Origin of the sequence: Streptomyces sp. NPDC003036 (assembly GCF_040611175.1) — a bacterium.
Classification (GTDB): Bacteria; Actinomycetota; Actinomycetes; order Streptomycetales; family Streptomycetaceae; genus Streptomyces.
This window is the reverse complement of record NZ_JBEXNO010000023.1, coordinates 45,413-65,787: the sequence shown is the minus strand read 5'-3', so window position 1 is coordinate 65,787 and position 20,375 is coordinate 45,413. Positions and strand designations below refer to the sequence as shown.

Annotated in this window: 14 protein-coding genes; 9 read left to right on the top strand and 5 right to left on the bottom strand. The window is 72.0% G+C overall.

What is annotated here, in order from left to right; all coding sequences use genetic code 11:
* Positions 1-18: 18 nt before the first annotated feature.
* Positions 19-1,428: an endo-1,4-beta-xylanase gene (locus ABZX67_RS18670; protein ID WP_355361397.1), complete on the bottom strand. Its 1,410-nt coding sequence runs from the start codon at positions 1,426-1,428 to the stop codon at positions 19-21.
* A 259-nt stretch (positions 1,429-1,687) separates the two neighbouring features.
* On the bottom strand, positions 1,688-2,728 hold the full coding sequence (locus ABZX67_RS18665) for a LacI family DNA-binding transcriptional regulator (RefSeq protein WP_355361395.1): 1,041 nt from the start codon (positions 2,726-2,728) through the stop codon (positions 1,688-1,690).
* A 138-nt stretch (positions 2,729-2,866) separates the two neighbouring features.
* Here ABZX67_RS18665 and ABZX67_RS18660 point away from each other — a divergent pair, with 138 nt between their 5' ends.
* From ABZX67_RS18660 to ABZX67_RS18645, 4 genes are all read left to right on the top strand, one after another.
* Entirely contained in the window at positions 2,867-4,171 is a 1,305-nt protein-coding gene (locus ABZX67_RS18660) for an extracellular solute-binding protein (protein ID WP_355361393.1), read from the top strand.
* Positions 4,172-4,194: 23 nt separating this feature from the next.
* Complete coding sequence (locus ABZX67_RS18655; protein WP_355361391.1) at positions 4,195-5,082, top strand: sugar ABC transporter permease; 888 nt, start codon at positions 4,195-4,197, stop codon at positions 5,080-5,082.
* Positions 5,082-5,900 carry a carbohydrate ABC transporter permease gene (locus tag ABZX67_RS18650; protein WP_355361389.1) on the top strand — a complete coding sequence of 273 codons (819 nt, stop codon included), beginning with the start codon at positions 5,082-5,084 and terminating at the stop codon, positions 5,898-5,900. The genes ABZX67_RS18655 and ABZX67_RS18650 overlap by 1 nt, the downstream gene beginning before the upstream one ends.
* A 110-nt stretch (positions 5,901-6,010) precedes the next feature.
* Positions 6,011-8,386 (top strand): glycoside hydrolase family 3 N-terminal domain-containing protein, encoded by a 2,376-nt coding sequence (locus tag ABZX67_RS18645; protein WP_355361524.1) that lies wholly within the window; start codon positions 6,011-6,013, stop codon positions 8,384-8,386.
* Here ABZX67_RS18645 and ABZX67_RS18640 read toward each other — a convergent pair.
* The 3 genes from ABZX67_RS18640 to ABZX67_RS18630 form a co-directional block, all read right to left on the bottom strand.
* A complete protein-coding gene (locus ABZX67_RS18640) occupies positions 8,344-9,486 on the bottom strand; it encodes a DUF4185 domain-containing protein (RefSeq protein ID WP_355361387.1) in 1,143 nt (380 codons plus the stop codon). The genes ABZX67_RS18645 and ABZX67_RS18640 overlap by 43 nt on opposite strands.
* A gap of 32 nt (positions 9,487-9,518) precedes the next feature.
* On the bottom strand, positions 9,519-10,757 hold the full coding sequence (locus ABZX67_RS18635) for an MFS transporter (protein WP_355361385.1): 1,239 nt from the start codon (positions 10,755-10,757) through the stop codon (positions 9,519-9,521).
* A gap of 121 nt (positions 10,758-10,878) precedes the next feature.
* Positions 10,879-12,483, bottom strand: coding sequence for a TROVE domain-containing protein (locus tag ABZX67_RS18630; protein ID WP_355361383.1), 1,605 nt, complete (start codon positions 12,481-12,483; stop codon positions 10,879-10,881).
* A gap of 365 nt (positions 12,484-12,848) precedes the next feature.
* Between ABZX67_RS18630 and ABZX67_RS18625 the strand changes: the two genes are divergently transcribed.
* The 5 genes from ABZX67_RS18625 to xdhC all read left to right on the top strand — a co-directional run bounded on the left by ABZX67_RS18625 (position 12,849) and on the right by xdhC (position 20,334).
* Positions 12,849-14,867, top strand: a complete 2,019-nt coding sequence (locus tag ABZX67_RS18625; RefSeq protein ID WP_355361381.1) for a hypothetical protein — start codon at positions 12,849-12,851, stop codon at positions 14,865-14,867.
* Between the two features lie 4 nt (positions 14,868-14,871).
* A complete protein-coding gene (locus tag ABZX67_RS18620) occupies positions 14,872-15,255 on the top strand; it encodes a DUF3592 domain-containing protein (protein WP_355361379.1) in 384 nt (127 codons plus the stop codon).
* 405 nt (positions 15,256-15,660) lie between these two features.
* Entirely contained in the window at positions 15,661-17,139 is a 1,479-nt protein-coding gene (locus ABZX67_RS18615) for an FAD binding domain-containing protein (RefSeq protein ID WP_355361377.1), read from the top strand.
* A complete protein-coding gene (gene xdhB / locus ABZX67_RS18610; protein ID WP_355361375.1) occupies positions 17,136-19,523 on the top strand; it encodes a xanthine dehydrogenase molybdopterin binding subunit in 2,388 nt (795 codons plus the stop codon). Before ABZX67_RS18615 ends, xdhB begins: the two co-directional genes overlap by 4 nt.
* Position 19,524: 1 nt before the next feature.
* On the top strand, positions 19,525-20,334 hold the full coding sequence (gene xdhC, locus ABZX67_RS18605; protein ID WP_355361522.1) for a xanthine dehydrogenase accessory protein XdhC: 810 nt from the start codon (positions 19,525-19,527) through the stop codon (positions 20,332-20,334).
* Positions 20,335-20,375 lie beyond the last annotated feature (41 nt).

Genomic DNA, 20,375 nt, shown 5'->3' with positions numbered 1-20,375 from the left:
CCACTGGGTGAGGGGGCGTCAGGAGGCGGTGCACCCGCCGAGGACCGGTGCCGCGGTGGTGCCGTTCGTCATGACGGTGAATCCGAAGGTGGTCGAGGCGCCGGCCGCCAGGTTCCCGTTCCAGCTCGGCCTCATCGTCATGACGTTGCCGCTGCTGTCCCAGGTGGGTGTGCCGTTCCAGGTCGCGGAGATCTTCTGCGGCGGCGTGACGGTCACCGTGGTGGTCCAGCCGCTGATCGGCGCGCTGCCCGCGGTCACCGTCACCTGGCCGTTGAAGCCGCCGTTCCACTGCGACGTCGTGGTGTAGGACACGGAACAGGCCCCGTTGCCGCCTCCGCCGCCTCCGCCGCCCCCGCCGGTCCCTCCGAGCGCGGCCAGCACCGCGTCGTACGCGGGCTTCTTGTTGTAGTTGCCGTCGAAGAGCAGCGGCGTACCGCTGCTGCGCCAGGAGTACTTGTCGGTCACACCCCAGACGGTGATGCCGGTGCAGCGCGTCACGGCCAGGCACGCCTTGACGACGTTGCCGTAGCTCGTCGCCTGGGCGGTGCCCGAGCCCTCGATGTCGAGCTCCGTGATTTGGACGTCGACGCCGAGGTCGGCGAAGCGCTGGAGGTTCGCCTGGTAGTCGGCCGGCACCGGCGACGCGCTGTTGAAGTGCGACTGGAAGCCGACGCAGTCGATCGGCACGCCGCGCGCCTTGAAGTCCTTCACCATGGCGTAGACCGCGTTGCTCTTCGCGTTGACGCCGTCGGTGTTGTAGTCGTTGTAGCAGAGCTTGGCACCGGGGTCGGCTGCGCGCGCCGTACGGAACGCCTCCTCGATGAACCCGTTGCCGAGCTTGTCCTGGAACGGCGAGCTGCGCCGGGCACCGCTGCTGCCGTCCTGGAACGCCTCGTTGACCACGTCCCAGGCGGCGACCTTGCCCTTGTAGTGCTGCATGACCTGGGTGATGTGGTTGTTCATCGCCGACCGCAGGTCGGTGGCGGACAGACCGCCGACCCAGCCGGGCAGCTGCGAGTGCCACACCAGGGTGTGGCCGCGGACCGTCATGCCCCTGCCCAGCGCGTGGTTGACGATCCGGTCCGCCGAGGTGAACGTGAACGCGTTGCGGGTGCCCTCGACGGCGTCCCACTTCATCTCGTTCTCCGGCGTGACCGAGTTGAACTCGGTGTTGAGCGTGGAGACGTACGGCGCTTCGCCCAGGTACTGCGCCGATACGGCGGCCCCGAAGTAGCGGCCCTTGGCGGAGGCCGCCGACGCGAGGGTGCTCGCGGCCTCGGCCGTGCCGGACAGAGCGGTCACGCCCGCCGCGGCGAGCAGGAACGCCGTACCGGCGGTGAGTAAGCGGCGCGCTCGGGAGCGCCTGCCCGGGCGTGTGGGCGTGGACGCGGGTGTGGGTGTGGGGTCGGGGCTCACGGAGGTACGCATGACCATGTCGTGGTCCTCTTCTGGCGGGTGCCGGACGACCGGAGGACCGTCCGGACTGGCTGATGGGTCGCTGTCGTGGTCGACAGACATGCCGGGCAGGTGCGCCCCGCCGAATGGCGCGTGCGCCGGCACGTATCCCTGCGCGGAGAAGTCCCTGTCCCGGTTTCGAAATTTTCGGGATTTCTTCCGAAGGTTGGCCAGACCTTACGGCCGCGACTCCGGCCGGTCAACCACCGGGACGAGAGCGCTTCGGAACGCTTCAGGCCGAGGTTCCCCGGGGCGGCGACGCCGGCCGTGCGGTGCTCTTGCGCACCACCAGCTTCGTGGCCAGCTCCATGCGCAGCGCGGACTTCCCGGGGTCGCGCGGCCGCAGCAGCATCTGCGCCGCCTCCTCGGCCATCTGCCGCAGCGGCTGGTGGACCGTCGTCAGCGCCGGGGCCGACCACTGGGCCAGCGGAACGTCGTCGTACCCGACGACCGACAGGTCCCCCGGCACGCTCAGGCCCTTCAGACGGGCGGCTTCCAGCACCCCGAGCGCCTGGAGATCGCTGCCGGCGAAGATCGCGGTGGGCCGGTCCGGGCCGTCGAGCAGCTCCATGGCGTGCGAGAAGCCGCCCTGGACGTGGAAGTCGCCGAACCGTACATGGCGCGGGTCGACCGTCAGGCCCGCCACCGTCATGGCGGAGCGGAAACCGTCCAGCCGTGCCAGCGAGCACATCATGTCCTCCGGCCCGGTGATGATGGCGATGCGCTCGTGCCCCAGGTCGACGAGGTGGCGGGTGGCGGCCATGCCCCCCGACCAGTTGGCGGACCCGACGGAGGGGACGTCCGGCTCCGGATCGCCGGCCGGGTCGATGATGACGAACGGGATCGCCCGGGACCTGAGCTGCTTCTTGACCTCGTCCGGCAAGGTCGAGAAGACGAGCACAACGCCGAGCGGGCGGCGCCGCAGGACCCCCTCGACCCAGTCGGGGCCGGGGGCGTGGCGGGTGCCGCTCTCGGTGAGGACGACACCGGCGCTGTGTTCCTTCGCGACGTTCTCGACGCCGCGGATGAGCTCCATCGCCCAGACGCTCTCCAGCTCGTGGAAGACCAGCTCGATCAGCGGTGCGTGGGGCGTCCCCTGCGCGCGGCGCCGGTAGCCGTGGGTGACCAGCAGCCGCTCGACCTTCGTCCGGGTCGGGCTGGAGACGTCGGAACGGCCGTTGAGGACTTTCGAAACCGTCGAGAGGGACACACCGGCCTGCGCGGCCACCTCCGCCAAGGTCACCCGAACGTCCACACCGTCGTCATCACGCATGCCCGAAGGATAGGGCACGCCTCCCCGTAACGGTCCGGTCGCGCCGTCGCGCCCGTTGACGGCCGCGGGCGCCTCCCCTACTGTCCAGGGCGCGCAGACACTTTCGCTCGTAGGTCAGAAACTTTCGAGAGGCAAGGTATGAAGACACGTGCGCGGTCCCCCCGCATGCTCGCGGCCGGCGTGACCCTGGTCATGGCTCTGGGCCTGGCCGCCTGCGGGGGCGGCGCCGGGGAGGCGTCGTCCGGTGAGGGCGAGTTCCACGTCCTGGTGTACGGAGACGCCACCAACAAGGTCGAGAAGCGGCTGGTCGACGAGTTCAACAGGACGTCGAAGGTCAAGGCGGTCCTGGACACCATCCCGGGCGCCGACTACCAGCAGAAGCTGCAGACGGTCATCAACACCCCGCAGGCCCCGGACGTCTTCTTCAACTGGGGCGGCGGCAGCATCGAACCGTTCGTGAAGGCCGACCTCCTGTTGCCCCTCGACGAGTTCACCAAGAAGGACCCGCAGCTGCTGTCGAGGTTCCTGCCGTCCGTCTTCAACACGGCCGTCGTCGACGGCACGCCGTACGGCATCCCCATGCGCGGCACGCAGCCGGTCCTGCTGTTCCACAACAAGAAGGTGCTGGCCGACGCCGGCGTCCAGCCGCCCCGGACCTGGGACGAGCTGCTCGCCGCGGTGAAGGCGCTGAAGGCGAAGGGCGTCACGCCGATCGCGCTCGGGGGCGGCGACAAGTGGCCCACCCTCATGTGGTTCGAGTACCTCTACGACCGCGTCGCGGGCCCCGAGCTGTTCCAGAAGGCGCTGGAGGGCGACAAGAGCGTCTGGGAGAGCGCCGACAGCAAGAAGGCCCTCCGCATGCTCGAAGAGCTCGTCGACGCCGGCGCCTTCGGCTCCAACTTCGACTCCGTGAAGTTCACCGACGGCGGTTCCCCCGCGCTCCTGGCGAGCGGCAAGGCGGGGTTCGAGCTGATGGGCTCGTGGGCGTACGCCACGCAGCAGGACGCCGACAAGGAGTTCGCCGAGAAGGACCTCGGCTACACCGCCTTCCCCGCCGTCGCGGGCGGCAAGGGCGACCAGGCCAATCTCGTCGGCAACACCAACAACTTCTACTCGGTGCTGAAGAAGACGAAACACCCCGAGGCCATCGCGGAGTTCCTCAAGCTGATGTACTCCGACACTTTCGTCAAGGAGCAACTCTCCGTCGGCAACCTGCCCACCACGACCAACACCGAGAAGTTCCTCGACACCGCCGCCAACCCGGCGTACTCCCGCTACCAGTTCGACCTGGTCAAGAAGGCGCCGTCGTTCCAGCTGTCCTGGGACCAGGCGTACCCGCCGGCCGCCATCACGCCCATCCACCAGGCCGTGCAGAGTTTCGTCAACGGCCAGATCGACGCGGACGGCTTCATCAAGGCCATGCAGGCCCTTCCGACGGTCTGACCCCGAACCGGCCCCGAACCGACATGACCCCGCAGACAACCCGCGTGGGCCGCCCCGGCCTCGGCTGGGCGCTCCCCGCCACCGTGTTCTTCGCCCTCTTCGCACTCGCCCCCCTCCTCATGGTCGCCGTCCTGTCCTTCATGAGCTGGAACGGCCTCGGACCTCCCGAGTTCGCCGGCACGGCCAACTGGACCAGGGTCTTCCGCGACCCCGTCATGATCGAGAGCATCTGGCTCAGCCTCCTGCTCACCGCGCTCGGCGTGGCGGTCCAGACCCCGCTGAGCATCCTGCTCGGCGTCTGGGCCGCGGGACACCAGCGCAACCGCGCGGTACTTTCGGCCATCTACTTCGTCCCGCTGCTGCTGTCCACCACCGCCGTCTCGGTGCTGTGGCGCGCGGTGCTCGACCCGAACTTCGGTGTGCCCTCCCGGGCGGCCTGGCTCTTCGGCGACGGCAACCTCTTCGGAGGCCAGGCCACCGCCATCGGCGTCCTGGTTGCCGTGTCCACCTGGCAGTTCACGCCGTTCCACACCCTGATCTACCAGGGCGCCGCGCGCGCCATCCCGCCTGTCCTCTACCAGGCCGCGCGGATCGACGGCGCCGGGCGCTACCGGCAGTTCTTCCACATCACCCTGCCGCAGCTGCGCAACGCGGTGATCACCTCGGTGATCCTCATGGTCGTCGGCGGGCTCACCACCTTCGAGACCGTCCTCATCCTGACCCAGGGCGGTCCCGGCACCGACACCACGATCAGCGCGTACTACATGTACCAAAAGGCCTTCAAAGGCTTCGACTTCGGCGCCGGAGCGGCCGTCGCCCTGGTCCTCGTCGTCGCCGCGACCCTCGTCTCGCTGATCGTCGTGCGTGTCTCCGGCTACGACAAGATGCGCAGCACCATGGAAGGCCTGTGATGCGACGACGCCCCAACTATCCGGCCGGCGCGGTCTCCCTGATCTGGCTCGTCCTCGTCGGCCTCCCGCTGTACGTGATGCTCACGGCCACGGTCCGGTCCCGCTCCGACTACGCCCGCAACGGCCCCTTGGCCCTCCCCGAGGCCTTCACCCTCGACAACTACCGGGGTGCCTTCGACAGCGGCTTCGGCCAGTACCTCCTCAACACGCTGCTCGTCACCGTCGCCGTGGTCGGCCTGGTGGTGCTGCTCGTGCCGCCGCTGGCGTACGCGATCGTGCGCAGCCGCAGCCGGATCACCTCCGGCGTCTTCCGGCTCTTCCTCCTCGGCCTGGCCATCCCGGCACAGGCCGTGATCATCCCGATGTTCTACCTCATCAGCCAGGCCGGTCTGTACGACAACCTGATCGGCGTCGTCCTGCCCACCGCCGCGTTCTGCCTGCCGGTCTCCGCACTCGTCCTCAGCGGCGCCATGCGGGACATCCCGCCCGAGCTGTACGAAGCCATGGCCATGGACGGCGCCTCGCCGCGCCGGATGTTCTTCCGGCTCGTCCTGCCGCTGTCCAAGGGCGGCCTGTCCACGATCGTCGTGTTCTCCGCCCTCCAGGCGTGGAACGGCTTCCTGTTCCCCCTCGTCCTGACCCAGTCCGACTCCACCAAGCTCATCACGCTCGGTCTGTACGACTTCCAGACCGAGCACGGCATCAACATCCCGGGACTGCTGGCCGCCGTGGTCCTGTCCATGATGCCCGTCCTGCTCGTCTACCTGTTCGCCCGTCGCGCCCTGGTCCAGGGCCTGATGGGTGTGGGAGGAAAGTGACCGCCACCCCGGCCAACCCGGCCAACCCGGCCGACACGGCCGAAGCCCAGCCGGCCCCCGCCACCCCCGCCACCTCCGCCGTCTCCGTCTGGAACGACCCCGCCCAGGACATCGACACCCGCGTCTCCGCCCTGATCTCCGCGATGACCCTCGAGGAGAAGACCGCCCAGCTCTACGGCGTCTGGGCCGGGGCCTCCGACCAGGGTGGCGAAGTCGCTCCCCACCAGCACGACATGGAGGAGCCCGTCGACCTCGACGCCCTCCTGCCCGCCGGGCTCGGACAGCTCACCCGCCCCTTCGGCACCGCCCCCGTCGACCCCGCCCTCGGCGCCCTGTCCCTGGTGCGCACCCAGCGGCGCATCGCCTCCGCGAACCGCTTCGGCATCCCCGCCCTCGCCCACGAGGAGTGCCTCGCCGGCTTCGCCGCCTGGAAGGCCACCGCCTACCCCGTCCCCCTGTCCTGGGGGGCGACCTTCGACCCCGGCCTGATCCGCCGCATGGCCGCGGCCATCGGCGCCGACATGCGCTCCGTCGGCGTCCACCAGGGCCTCGCCCCCGTCCTGGACGTCGTACGGGACGCCCGCTGGGGCCGCGTCGAGGAGACCATCGGCGAGGACCCGTACCTCGTCGGCACCCTCGCCACCGCCTACATCCAGGGCCTGGAGTCCGCCGGCATCGTCGCCACTCTCAAGCACTTCGCGGGCTACTCCGCCTCGCGCGCCGGACGCAACCTCGCCCCCGTCGCCATGGGGCCGCGCGAGCGCGCCGACGTCGTGCTCGTACCGTTCGAGATGGCCGTACGCGAGAGCGGGGCGCGCTCGGTCATGCACGCCTACACCGACACCGACGGCGTCCCCTCCGCGGCCGACGAACCCCTGCTGACCGGGCTGCTGCGCGACACCTGGGGCTTCGACGGCACCGTCGTCGCCGACTACTTCGGCATCGCGTTCCTCAAGACCCTGCACGGCGTCGCCGGCAGCTGGGCCGACGCGGCCGCCACCGCCCTGCGCGCCGGTGTCGACGTCGAACTGCCCACCGTGAAGACCTTCGGCGCACCCCTCCGCGAAGCCGTCGCCACCGGACGGGTGCCCGAGGAGCTCGTCGACCGGGCCGTGCGCCGGGTGCTCACCCAGAAGGCGCAACTCGGCCTCCTCGACGCCGACTGGAGCCCCGTCCCACCCGCCCTGGAGGGCGCCGACCTCGGCGACCCGGCCGCCCTGCGCGGCACGGTCGACCTCGACGCGCCGGCCAACCGGGAGCTGGCGGCGCGGATCGCCGACCAGGCGATCGTCCTCCTCGCCAACGACGGCACCCTGCCGCTCACCCCATCGCCGACTTCACCACCGACTTCATCACCGAACCGGCCGCGCACCATCGCCCTGGTGGGTCCCAACGCAGACGAGCCGACGGCCGTCCTCGGCTGCTACTCCTTCCCCGTCCACGTCGGCACGCAGCACCCCGGCACCCCGGCGGGGACCGAGCTCCCGACGCTGCGCGAGGCGCTGGAGCGCGAGTTCCCCACCGCGCGGATCGTCACCGCGCGCGGCGCGGACGTCGACGGCGACGACACCTCCGGCATCGCCGAGGCCGTACGCCTCGCCCGGGACGCCGACGTCGTCATCGCGGCGCTCGGCGACCGCGCCGGGCTCTTCGGCCGCGGCACCAGCGGCGAGGGCTGCGACGCCGACTCGCTCGCCCTGCCAGGCGTACAGCAGGAGCTGCTGGACGCCCTCCTCGACAGCGGGACGCCGGTGATCACCGCGCTGCTGGCCGGACGGCCGTACGCACTGGGCCGCGCCGTGGAGGAGGCGGCCGCGATCGTGCAGGCCTTCTTCCCCGGTGTGGCCGGTACGGCAGCCCTGGCCGGGGTGCTCAGCGGCCGCATCAACCCGTCGGGCCGGCTGCCCGTCAGCGTCCCCCGCACGCCCGGCGCGCAGCCGTCCACCTACCTGGCCGCCCGGTTGGCCCAGGCCACCGAGGTGTCCAGCATCGACCCGACCGCCGCCTTCCCCTTCGGCCACGGCCTGTCGTACACCACCTTCTCCTGGAGCGACCTCACGGTCACGCACGACGAGACCGGCACGGACGGCGACTTCGCGCTCGCCTTCACGGTGCGCAACACGGGCGGGCGGCACGGCACCGAGGTCGTCCAGCTGTATCTGCACGACCCGGTCGCGTCGGTCGTGCAGCCGGTGCAGCGCCTCATCGGCTACGCGCGCGTGACCCTGGCGCCGGGGGAGTCGCGGCGGCTGGAGGTGACGGTCCCGGCCGACCTGGCCTCCTTCACCGGCCGCGACGGCCGGCGTGTCGTCGAACCGGGAGAGCTGGAGCTGCGCCTGGCCGCCTCCAGCGCGGACCCCCGCCTGGTGGCCAGGGTCCGCCTCACCGGGGCCGCCCGGTACGTGGACCACACCCGGCGGCTCCACGCGCACATCGGCCCTGCTCAGGCGAGCCCGTCGACGGGCAGGCGCATCAGCAGCACGTGATAGGGGTCCCAGCGGGACATCGTGAAGTACACCTCCGCCCCGGTGGTGGCCGGATGCAGGAACCCGCCGTAGAGGCCGGGATGGTCCCGGCCGTCGACCACCACCCGGCCCTCGCTCCACGGCCCCGTCGGGTGCGGGGCCGTGCGCGCCACGATCGCGGCGCTGGACTCGTCCAGGTGGAGCGCCAGCCACGCGCCCAGATGCGTGTTGTACTGCACCGACAGCTCGCCCACCGGGCCCCGCATGACCGGTACGGCGTCGGCCTGCGCGCCCACCCGCCAGCCGGCGGCGGTCCAGTACTCGTACGCCGCCGGCTCCAGCAGGGCCGCCGCGGTCGTCCGGGCCAGACGGGCGTCTCCGAACCGGCCGCTCGGCGTACCGAAGAGGTAGACGTGGCCGCCCCACGGCACCAGCGCCCCCATCTGGAAGGTGCTGGTGCCGTCCGCGTTGTCCCACCGTGCCGCGGACGGCTTGGTCCAGGTGCGGCCGCCGTCGTCGGACCAGGCCATGCCCGCGTGGTTCGTCACCCACCTGCCGGGCGGCCCCCAGGAGCGTACGGACATGTAGTGCACGTAGTCCCGGCCCAGCGCGCTCACACCGGCCGTGGGGATGACGGTGACCTCGTCGAGGCCGGGGTCACCGGGCAGGAAGCGGGCCGCGTGGCCCGGCCGGTCGGTCACCATGGAGTCGATGAGCATGCCGTCGTCCAGGCGGCCGTCGGTGGAGTGCGCCAGTGTGTTGAAGCGCCAGTCCGCGGTGGCGGGCCCGGCGCCCTTGCCTCCCCAGCCCTCTCCGTAGGTGTCGCCGAAGGCGACCGCCACCCGGCCGAGGCTGTCCCGCCACATCACGCCCAGGTCCGTGGCGTGCACGGCGAACCGGTCGCGGGTCCGGTTGACGTCCCCGTCCCCCTGGCCCGCGACCAAGGCCACGACCTCCGCCCGTGGTGCCACGGCCGACGGCGCGTCCTGGTCTCGCGCCCGGTCGGCCGGGCGCGCGGCCCGCGCCGACGCCCAGGCCGCCGCCGGCAGCAGCGCCAGGCACACCGCGAGGGAGACGCCCCACGCGATACGCCGCCGTCGCCCGGTACGACGCGCCGTCACGCCGGCCTCCGCGCCGCGCCTCCGACGCCGCCTCACCGGGCGGAGTCCATCCGGCGGGGCCCGGCGGGGTGCCGCGCCAGGTGCAGTCCGGTGGCGGTGACCAGCACCGTCACGCACGCGGTGAAGGTCAACCCGGCCTGCTCGAGCCCGCGCCACATCGTCAGCGCCCCCACGCCCACCACGGGCAGCGAGATCCCGGCGTACGCCACGACGAAGAACGACGAGATCGTGCCGGCCCGCTGCGCGGCGGGTGCGGCGTTCCCGACCGCGGTCACCGCCGCCCGGAACGCGAGGCCCTGCCCCAGCCCGCCGCAGACCGCCCCCGTCACCAGCAGCGGCATCGCCTTCACCCACAGGGACGCGCCGACGAGGAGCAGTCCCACCACGAGCACCAGGCAGCCGAGCGGCGCGGCGGTGGCCAGGGTCAGCCGGCCCGTCAGCGACTGCCCCACGGTCGAGGAGAGGAACACCGAGAACACCACGAGACCCGCGACGGCCAGGTTGGCCACGCCCAGGGTCTGCGCCACGAAGCTCGGGGCGACCGCCGTGAACAGTCCGAGGAGCGAGAAGCCCGCGAACGCGGCGAGCGCCGAGGGCACGAAGACCCCGCGCGCCTCGGGCGGTACGTGCAGGCCCTGCGGCCTGAGGGGAGTCCGGCGGCGCGGATCGGGGACCGTCTCCGGCAGCATCAGGACGAGGACGCAGGCGACTGCCACCAGCGCCAGATGGGCGAGGAACGGCAGCCGGAGCGGCAGCGGGGCGTACTCGGCCAGCAGCCCGGCCAGCAGGGGACCGCAGCCGAGACCGCCCATGTTCGCCGCCGTCGCGGCGAATCCGGCGCGGGACTTCTGCCCCGGTGCGGCCAGCTCCATCACGGTCACCGTGCCGACGCCGCTCAGCAGCCCGGCCGAGAAACCGGACAGCAGTCTGCCGGCGAAGAGCAGCGGCAGCCCGCCTTCGAGCAGGAAGCACACGGCGCTCGCCGCGGCGAGCCCCAGGGCGTACAGCAGGACCGGGCGGCGCCCGGCCCGGTCCGAGTGGTTGCCCGCCAGCAGGAGGGTGGCGATCACGCCCACCGCGTAGACGGCGAAGACGACCGTCACCATCAGCTCGGAGAAGCCCAGTTCCCTGCGGTACAGCCCGTACAGAGGCGTGGGCAGTGTCGTGCCCGCCATGCCGATGGCGAAGACGGCGGCCGCTGCCGGGTAGCCGAGGCGTCGTCGCCGGCCGCGGTGTGCGCCGTGCTCGATCCGAGAGGACGTACCGGTCATGGCGATCACCCTAGGCACGTGAGCCGTGGGTCCACGGAACGCCATGAGGGACGAGAACCCCTGCCCTGCGGCTCTCGCCCGATCGGCGGTACGGACCCGGATCAGCCGGGATCCGCCCGGATCAGGTCGGGTCGGTCGTCCACGGCCAAGCGGCCTCGCGCCCGGCCTCGATGAGTCCCACCATCCGGAACGCGGCGTCCGTGAGGCCGCCGAAGGTGTGCCGGTGCGGGCCCGTGGGGCCGTGGGCGGGCCGGTAGCCCGCGAGGTTCCACGTGTAGACCGGGATGCCGGCCGGGACCGCTTCGGTCGGCCCGCCCGGGTCGTAGGCGGCGGTCTGCTCGTCGGTGACGATCAGGACCCGGTCGTGCTGCCGGTAGTGCTTCCGCACCGCCTTGGCCGTGTAGGTGCCCCCCATGCTGCGGAACCGTTTCAGCACCTCCAGTACCGGCTCGCCCGGCTCGAACGGCACCGCCGCGCTGCCCCAGCCGAACTCCACCAGGTCCGCCTGCTCGGCACGCATCGCCAGCGCGGCGCCGAACACGGCCGCCGCGTCCGCCCGGGTCAGCTTCGACCGCTCGGAGACGGTGTCCCAGAACATGGAGTCGGACCGGTCCACCAGGATCAGCGTCCGGCCGGGCAGGGCCGGTACGTTGGCGAGGGAGTGGCCCAGCGCCCGTTCCAGCGCGGCGGCCCAGCGCGGAGAGGGCGCGTGCTGATAGGCGGCCAGGTAGCGGAAGGGGAACTGCCGGGACCGGGCGACCTCGGCCGGGTCCGAGAGCCGCGCGGCCACCCGCTCCGCGACCTCGTCCGAGACCCCCGCCTCGTCGAAGTTCCGCAGGTTCCGCAGCAGCGCCATCGGCCCCATCGTCGGGATCACGGCTTCCCACACGGCGGCGTCCATCGGCCCGTGCAGCCAGCCCGCCAGCGCCTCCCAGGTCATGCCCGCCGCGGCGAGCCGCTCGGAACCGCCCGGCCCGGTCACCACCGCCCGCCGCTCGACCACAGGGGACTCCATCAGCGCCCGATGGGCGGTCAGCAGGCGGTCGGAGGCCGGCGGAACCGCCTTCTCCGGGTGGTGGCGGCGGTCCAGGGCGTACCGGAAGAGCGCGCCCTGCCAGGGCTTGTCCGGGTCGGGTGAGGCGTGCACGAGGTTGAGCACGTCACCGAAGCGGAACCACTTGGAGGCGGTGTCGTACTTGAGTAGGGACCGCGATGTGTACAGCCGCCGTACGGCGTCGGCGACGCCCCGCTTCACGGGCTGCGGCACGTTGCGCCCGTACGCCGAGATCCAGTGGGCGAGCAGCTCGCCGGGCTCGTCGGCGCGCTGGAGCACCGAGTCGATCACGGACCGATGGGACGGGCCTCCGGCCGCCCCGGCCCGCAGCCGGGCCCGCACGTACGCGGCGGCACCCACCAGGGACGCCGTACGCATGTTGCCCTCGCCCCGAAGCCAGCGCAGCAGCCCGGCCGTCCACACGGGCTCCTGGACGGCGAGTTCGCCGACGAGCCGGACGTACCGGCCGTCCCGCTCCTCGCCGCTCTCGTAAAAGGTCTGCTCGGAAACGAAGTTGCCGACCGCGAGAAGGAACAGCTCCTCGCGCGGCTCCCGTTGGAAGGCGAGGCCGCCCGGGTACGTACGGAACTCCGGCCCGGTGGGCCTGTGGAGGCGCCGAGCGGAGACGGGCGCGGCTTGGGCAGCGGCCAAGACGTGCGGAGCCACCAGCATCTCGGACCATTCCTTCGAGACGCGTCGGGTGTAACGAGGCAGAGAATCCCCCCGGATCCAACGGATGGTACGGCCCCGGCCACACGGCCCGACGGGCGAAGACGCCCGCGCCTGGCGAGATCAAAGAGGCGGCGGCGTCACTTGGTTTCGAAAGGAAGTAGCCGCAGCCGAGCGCATCGCCAGGCGCGGTCGCGACGCCGACCCTACACAGGCCGCCGAGCCTCACGCCACCGAATTCAGCGCGGGCGCCCTGGGAGTCGGCGCGCGGAGCACCTGGCCATGTCCCTCGGGTCCCGCCGTCCCACTGTCAGACCTCCGTGGTCCACTGTTCTTGATCGGAGAACAACCATCGGGGGAGACACATCATGGGGAACCGTCCGTACGACGCACGGTACGTGGAGGTCCACCGGGCGGCGGCGGCCGCCATCGACCTCCTGCGTCGCCTCGCTGCCGAACAGAACGGGGGCGTCGCCCCTCCGCTGCCCGCTGATGCCGAGGTGGTGCGCCGTCTGGGGGGTACGCCGCGCAACCGGTACCCCCGGTCGGTGGGCCGCCCCGAGTGGCTGGCCGAGGCATGGCGCCGCTGCGACCTGCCGGCGGACGCCCAGGTGCTCCACCCGACGCCTCCGGCCGACGGGCGCGACGCACTCGAGCGCTTGCGGCGTGACGTGGCGGAATTCCCGCTCGCCGCCGGCCGCCGCTCCGCCCTCGATCACCGGCTGGCGACGGCGTACGAGGCCGGGTCGCTTGCCGCGGGGGACGTCGTCGAGGTGTACCCGGCGCGCTGGACGATGCCGGTCCCCATGGAATCCGACCTCGGCCGGGCCCGTCGCGCCTTCGAACGGGAGGTACGGAAGTACCTGACGACCACCCTGGGAGCCGAGCCGACCGCCTGGCTCAAGCTGCTCACCACCGTCGACGCTCTGTGCCGGCCCGGCGGCGCAGGCCCCGACACCCGGCTCAGCTGGCCCGCCCTGGCACAGCGGTCCCAGGACACGGAGGCGGTCGACCCCGCCCGCCTGCTGCCCGACCGCCCGCCCACGGGCCGCGCGATCGAGGACCGGCTGTTCCACGGTCAGTGGTGGTGGCCGACGGGCGAGGTACTGCTGCGGTGCGACGCCGACGTCCTGGACGCCCTGATGCCCGAACTGCCGCCCGGTACGGGCAGGTTGCTGGCGCAGTACGTCGTCGCCCTCCGCCACGGCACGCCCAGGGCGGTCCTTGAGTACCTCCTGCGCAGCCGTGACCGTGAAGCCCTGCTGGTGATCGCCCGCGGAATCGACCTGACCCGGGGCACCGCGCTACGGCTCCTGGAGTACGGCGATCCGAAGATCCACCTCGCCGTCCTGGACAATCACTTCTACGTCTGCGCCGAGGAGCGCCGCCAGGCCCTCACCGACCCGGCGGTGCCGCTCGCGCCATACGTCGACCGCATTCCGTGGGGCGCGCTTCCCGACTGCCTCCACGCCATCGAGCCGGAACTCGTCGAGGCGGCGTTCGCCAGCGCGCACCGGGAGTCGTTCAAAATGCCGGAGCAGCTGACAGGCTGCCTCAACGTGCTGCGCCACGGGGGACCGGCCCGGTTGTCGGCCCTGCTCGCCACCGGACTCGTGGGCCCGGCGGTCACCCGCATCTGCGAGAAGGCGCTGGCCACCGCCGACCCGTTCGCGGCCCTCCGCGCCCGGGCGGACAAGGAGCTGACCACGCCGAAGCTCGCCTCGCGCCTGCGCCGCCTCGGCCCGCAGGCCGGCGCGCGCGCCGCGGACCGGCTGATGGAGCTCCTCGCGAACCCCGACTGGGATTACCTGGAGGCGGAGCACGACCGCGAGCCGTTCCGGTACTGGCCACAGATGGTGAACCGCCCCGGCACACCGCCCGACGTGGCGGCCCGCCACATGGACGCGATACGCGGCGACTACCGCAGGCACCGCTCCTACGCCGCGAACTGGCTCGCGGACGGGGGCACGCTGTGGGCCGGACTGGGCTACAGCAGTGATCAGGAGAAGGAGACGGGCCCCCTCGAGGAGTTGCTCACGGAGGGGCTCGTCTCCCCCGAGGACCTGCTGCGGCGGGTGGGCCGGGGCCCGTGCGTCCTGCGCCACCTCGGCGACGCCCGGCACCGACCGGACGCCCCGCCGCAGATCGGAGAAGCGGTGGAGCAGCTCACGGCCCTGGTCCGTACGCACCTGCCGGTGGCGGACGAAGCTGCCTGGCATCGGCTGTACCACCGACTGGCGGGCTGCGATCCGCGAAGCCCAGAACTCGGCACGATCGAGGAGCTGCTCACCGCGGAGTGCCGAAGCACCGGACACGACGCCGCGGTCGGCGGAGATCTCGCGGACTCTCCGGCCCCTGGGGACCGGCTCGCCCTCGGCCTACGATGAGGCCGTGGGGGACCTGATCGCGGGATGGCTGCTCTTGGTCCTCGGCGTGGCCGGGTGCGCGGGCGGGGTCGCGTGGATGCACGGGGACGTCCGCCTGATGCGCCGAGGCGTACGCGTCGAGGCGGACGTCGTCGGTGTGCGGGAGCACGAGGACGGTGACGGCGACGTGCACCACTACCCGATCGTCCGCTTCACCGCCCCGGACGGGACCGAGGTCGAAGGCGAGACGTACGCTCGCGTGCACGAGTACCACGCCCCGGCCACGATCGGCGTGGTCTACGACCCCCGCAAACCCCGGAGGTTCCGGGAGGACCCGGGGATCGTCGGGCCCCTGGTGCTCCTCGCCGTATCGGTGGCCGCGGCCGCCGTCGCCTGCCGGTGCTTCTAGGGTAGGGCAGGAGGCGGGGGCACCGGCCGCACCGCTGACGGGCAGTCAGGTCCGTTGTGCCACCTGAAGCTTGACCAATGGACGTGCGGGGACGTAATTTCAGCGCACCGACCGACCCGTGAGCGCTGGAAAGGAGGCGACGTCGGATGTCAACCTTCTCCGACCTCAATCGCCTCGCCCACCAGGCCGCCTGGGTTCCGGGTCGTGTAGCACACGGCTGCTGAGCAGCCCTTCTTCCGGTTTGCCCGATTGCGGCCCGGCATTCTTTTGGTTTCTTTCACCGCCTGCGGCACGTCGTTACGTGCTGGTCTGCGCGGATTCTTGAGCTGCGCCACCGAAAATAGAAGGCTCTCACATGGCGACTAGGACAATCAGATCGACCGCGCCCGGAAATGAGGACGTGCCATGGTAGCGGCGCGCATTACGGTCAACGGGAAAGAAGCGCCGATTTCACCGGCCGCGCCCCACACCACGGTGCTGGACTTTCTGCGCGAGCGCGGTCTCACCGGTACCAAGGAGGGCTGCGCCGAGGGGGAATGCGGCGCCTGTTCGGTCCTGGTGGCCCGGCCCGGGACCGACAAGCCCACCGACTGGGTGGCGGTCAACGCCTGCCTGGTTCCGGTCGCGGCCCTCGACGGGCAGGAGGTCGTCACCTCCGAGGGGCTCGCCACCGCGGGGGGAGCCGGTGAGCCGGCCGCGCTGCACCCGGTGCAGGAGGAGATGGCGGTCCGCGGCGGCTCCCAGTGCGGTTACTGCACGCCGGGATTCATCTGCAGCATGGCCGCCGAGTACTACCGGCCCGGCCGCTGCGCGCACGCCGAGTCCGCCGACGACGGCGCCGGCACGAACACCGACGCCGAGCACGGACCGAACGGTTTCGACCTGCACGCGCTCAGCGGAAACCTGTGCCGCTGCACCGGCTACCGCCCCATCCGCGACGCCGCGTTCGCCGTCGGCGAGCCCGCCGACGACGACCCCCTGGCCCAGCGCCGCGAGCAGTCCCCGCCCGAACCGGTCGCCACCGCGTACACCCAGGGCGACAGCGCGTTCCTGCGGCCCGCCACCCTGGACGAAGCGCTGCGGCTGCTGCGCGAGCGGACCGACGCGGTGGTGGTCGCCGGCAGCACCGACTGGGGCGTGGAGGTGAACATCCGCTCCCGCCGGGCGAGTTGCGTGGTCGCCATCGACCGGCTGCCCGAACTGCGGCAGCTGCGTACCGCGTCCGACCACATCGAGATCGGGGCGGCGCTGACGCTCACCGAGATCGAACGCCGCCTCGACGGCAGCGTCCCGCTGCTCGCGGAACTCTTCCCGCAGTTCGCGTCCCGGCTGATCCGCAACAGCGCGACCCTCGGCGGCAACCTGGGGACCGGCTCGCCCATCGGTGACAGCCCGCCGGTGCTGCTCGCGCTGGAGGCGTCCGTGGTGCTCGCCGGCGCCGACGGTGAGCGCGAGGTCCCGCTGGCGGACTACTTCACCGGTTACCGGCAGAGCGTGCGCCGTCCCGGCGAGCTGATCCGCGCGGTGCGCGTCCCGCTGCCGCTGTCGCCCGTCGTGGCCTTCCACAAGATCGCCAAGCGGCGCTTCGACGACATCTCCAGCGTGGCGGTCGCCTTCGCGCTCGACATCGAGGACGGGATCGTCCGCAAGGCGCGCATCGGCCTCGGCGGCGTGGCCGCCACCCCGATCCGCGCCCTCGCCGCCGAGGCGGCCCTGGAGGGCAGGCCGTGGGCCGCGGAGACCGTCGAGGAAGCGGCCCAGGTGCTGCGAGCCCAGGGCACGCCGATGGACGATCACCGCGCCAGCGCCGGCTATCGCTCCGCGATGCTCGGCCAGAGCCTGCGGAAGCTGTACGCGCAAACCACCGAGGCGGTGTCGTCATGAGCCAGTTGTCCGAGCGTCCCGAAAAGCCCGTCGTCGGCGTCTCGATGCCGCACGAGAGCGCCCACCTGCACGTCACCGGCGCCGCGCTCTACACGGACGACCTGGTCCACCGCACCAAGGACGTGCTGCACGCCTACCCGGTCCAGGTCATGAAGGCCCACGGCAGGATCACCGCGCTGCGCACCGAGCCCGCGCTCGCCGTCCCGGGTGTGGTCCGCGTGCTCACCGGTGCCGACGTACCCGGCGTCAACGACGCCGGAATGAAGCACGACGAACCGCTCTTCCCCGACGAGGTCATGTTCCACGGCCACGCGGTGGCGTGGGTGCTCGGCGAGACCCTGGAAGCGGCCCGGCTTGGTGCGGCGGCCGTCGAGGTGGAACTCGACGAACTGCCCTCCATCGTCACGCTGCGGGACGCGATCGCGGCGGGCAGCTTCCACGGCGCCCGGCCCGTGATGGAGACCGGCGACGTGGACGCCGGCTTCGCCGACTCCGCGCACGTGTTCACCGGCGAGTTCCAGTTCTCCGAGCAGGAGCACTTCTACCTCGAGACGCACGCGGCGCTGGCCCATGTCGACGAGGCCGGGCAGATGTTCGTCCAGAGCAGCACCCAGCACCCCTCGGAGACGCAGGAGATCGTCGCGCACGTGCTCGGGCTGCACAGCCACGAGGTCACCGTGCAGTGCCTGCGCATGGGCGGCGGCTTCGGCGGCAAGGAGATGCAGCCGCACGGCTTCGCGGCCGTCGCCGCGCTCGGCGCCCGGCTGACCGGCCGGCCGGTGCGGCTGCGGCTCAACCGGACGCAGGACCTGACCATGTCCGGCAAGCGGCACGGCTTCCACGCCACCTGGAAGATCGGCTTCGACGCCGACGGCCGCATCCAGGCCCTCGACGCCACCCTGACCGCGGACGGCGGCTGGAGCCTGGACCTGTCCGAGCCGGTGGTGGCCCGCGCGCTGTGCCACATCGACAACACCTACTGGATCCCCAACGCCCGCGTCGCCGGGCGCATCGCCAAGACCCACAAGGTCTCCAACACCGCCTTCCGCGGCTTCGGCGGACCCCAGGGCATGCTGGTGATCGAGGACATCATGGGCCGGTGCGCGCCGCTGCTCGGCCTGGACCCCATGGAGCTGCGGGAGCGCAACTTCTACCGTCCGGGCCAGGGCCAGACGACGCCGTACGGACAGCCGGTCACCCACCCCGAACGGATCTCCGCCGTCTGGCAGCAGGTGAAGGACAACGCCGGCATCGAAGACCGCCGGCGCGAGATCGCGGCCTTCAACGCCGCGCACCCGCACACCAAGCGGGCGCTCGCGATCACCGGCCTGAAGTTCGGGATCTCGTTCAACCTCACCGCCTTCAACCAGGGCGGCGCGCTGGTGCTGATCTACAAGGACGGCTCCGTCCTGATCAACCACGGCGGCACCGAGATGGGCCAGGGCCTGCACACCAAGATGCTGCAGGTCGCCGCGACCACGCTGGGCATCCCGCTGCACAAGGTGCGGCTGGCCCCGACCCGAACCGACAAGGTGCCCAACACCTCCGCCACCGCCGCCAGCGCCGGAGCGGACCTCAACGGTGCGGCGGTGAAGAACGCCTGCGAGCAGCTGCGCGCGCGCCTGCTGCAGGTGGCCGCCACCCAGCTGGGCGGGAACGCCTCGGACGTACGCATCGTCGAGGGCGTCGCGCGGATCCTCGGCAGCGACAAGGAGCTGGCCTGGGACGACCTGGTGCGCACCGCGTACTTCCAGCGCGTCCAGCTGTCGGCGGCCGGTTTCTACCGGACCGAGGGCCTGCACTGGGACGCGAAGACGTTCAGGGGCTCGCCGTTCAAGTACTTCGCACACGGCGCCGCCGCGACCGAGGTGGAGGTGGACGGCTTCACCGGCGCGTACCGCATCCGGCGGGTGGACATCGTGCACGATGTGGGCGACAGCCTGTCCCCGATGATCGACATCGGCCAGGTCGAGGGCGGTTTCGTGCAGGGCGCGGGCTGGCTGACGCTGGAGGACATGCGCTGGGACACCGGTGACGGGCCCAACCGCGGCCGGCTGCTGACGCAGGCGGCGAGTACGTACAAGCTGCCGAGCTTCTCGGAGATGCCCGAGGAGTTCCACGTCACCCTGCTCGAGAACGCCACCGAAGAGGGCGCGGTGTACGGGTCCAAGGCGGTGGGCGAGCCTCCGCTCATGCTGGCCTTCTCGGTACGGGAGGCGCTACGGCAGGCCGCGGCGGCGTTCGGGCCCGAGGGGATCAGCGTGGAACTCGCCTCTCCCGCGACACCGGAGGCGGTGTACTGGGCGATCGAAGCGGCCCGCGGCGCCAAGGGCGGCGAGGGCGGCGAGACCCCGGCCCACGCGACCGCTCTGAGCAATGCCTGACATGACCTGGGTGGCCGCGGTCGCGCGGTTGCGGGCCCGCCGGGAACCCGGCGTGCTCGTGACCGTCGCGACCGTGCGCGGCCACGCACCCCGCAAGGCCGGCGCCAAACTCGTCGTGGGGCGGAACGACACCTGGGGTTCGATCGGCGGCGGCAACATCGAGGCCGTCGCGATCGATCGGGCCCGCGAGCTGATCGCCACGTCCGACCCGGAGCCGGAGCTGATGGAGTTCGCCCTCAACGACAAGGTCACCGGCCGGCACGGCGTGCAGTGCTGCGGCGGAGCCGTCACCGTCCTGCTCGAACCGCTGCCGGTGGTCCCGGCGGTGGCGATCTTCGGCGTCGGGCACGTCGGTCTGGAGCTGGCACGCATCCTGGCCCGCCACGACCTCGACCTGCACCTGGTGGACACCCGCCCCGACATGCTCACCGACGAACGGCTCGGCGTGCTCGCGGACGCGGTGGCGCAGGTCCGGGTGCACCACACGCCGCTGCTTCCGGAGGAGGTGCTCGCCGAGCTGGCGCCCGGCACCCACGTCCTGATCATGACGCATGATCACGCCGAGGACGCCGCGCTGTGCGACGCCGCCCTGCGCACCCCCGCTCTCGGCTCGATCGGACTGATCGGCTCAGCCGCCAAGTGGACGCGCTTCCGGCACCGGCTGGCCACCGAGGGCGGCCACGACGCCGCCACCATCGACCGGATCAGAACCCCGATCGGCATCACCGGGATCACCGGCAAGGAACCCGCCACGATCGCGGTGAGCGTGGCGGCGGATCTGCTCCTGACCTTCGAGCGGGACCGCCGCTGAGACACGGGGGCCGCCGGCCCGTCGAGGGGCCGGCGGCCAGG

Bases quoted from the DNA above. Each gene is read 5' to 3' on its own strand.
- ABZX67_RS18630 (WP_355361383.1), bottom strand. From the start codon at position 12,483: ATGCTGGTGGCTCCGCACGTCTTGGCCGCTGCCCAAGCCGCGCCCGTC.
- ABZX67_RS18625 (WP_355361381.1), top strand. From the start codon at position 12,849: ATGGGGAACCGTCCGTACGACGCACGGTACGTGGAGGTCCACCGGGCG.
- ABZX67_RS18655 (WP_355361391.1), top strand. From the start codon at position 4,195: ATGACCCCGCAGACAACCCGCGTGGGCCGCCCCGGCCTCGGCTGGGCG.
- ABZX67_RS18615 (WP_355361377.1), top strand. From the start codon at position 15,661: ATGGTAGCGGCGCGCATTACGGTCAACGGGAAAGAAGCGCCGATTTCA.
- xdhB (WP_355361375.1), top strand. From the start codon at position 17,136: ATGAGCCAGTTGTCCGAGCGTCCCGAAAAGCCCGTCGTCGGCGTCTCG.
- ABZX67_RS18635 (WP_355361385.1), bottom strand. From the start codon at position 10,757: ATGACCGGTACGTCCTCTCGGATCGAGCACGGCGCACACCGCGGCCGG.
- ABZX67_RS18670 (WP_355361397.1), bottom strand. From the start codon at position 1,428: ATGCGTACCTCCGTGAGCCCCGACCCCACACCCACACCCGCGTCCACG.
- ABZX67_RS18650 (WP_355361389.1), top strand. From the start codon at position 5,082: ATGCGACGACGCCCCAACTATCCGGCCGGCGCGGTCTCCCTGATCTGG.
- ABZX67_RS18665 (WP_355361395.1), bottom strand. From the start codon at position 2,728: ATGCGTGATGACGACGGTGTGGACGTTCGGGTGACCTTGGCGGAGGTG.
- ABZX67_RS18660 (WP_355361393.1), top strand. From the start codon at position 2,867: ATGAAGACACGTGCGCGGTCCCCCCGCATGCTCGCGGCCGGCGTGACC.
- xdhC (WP_355361522.1), top strand. From the start codon at position 19,525: ATGACCTGGGTGGCCGCGGTCGCGCGGTTGCGGGCCCGCCGGGAACCC.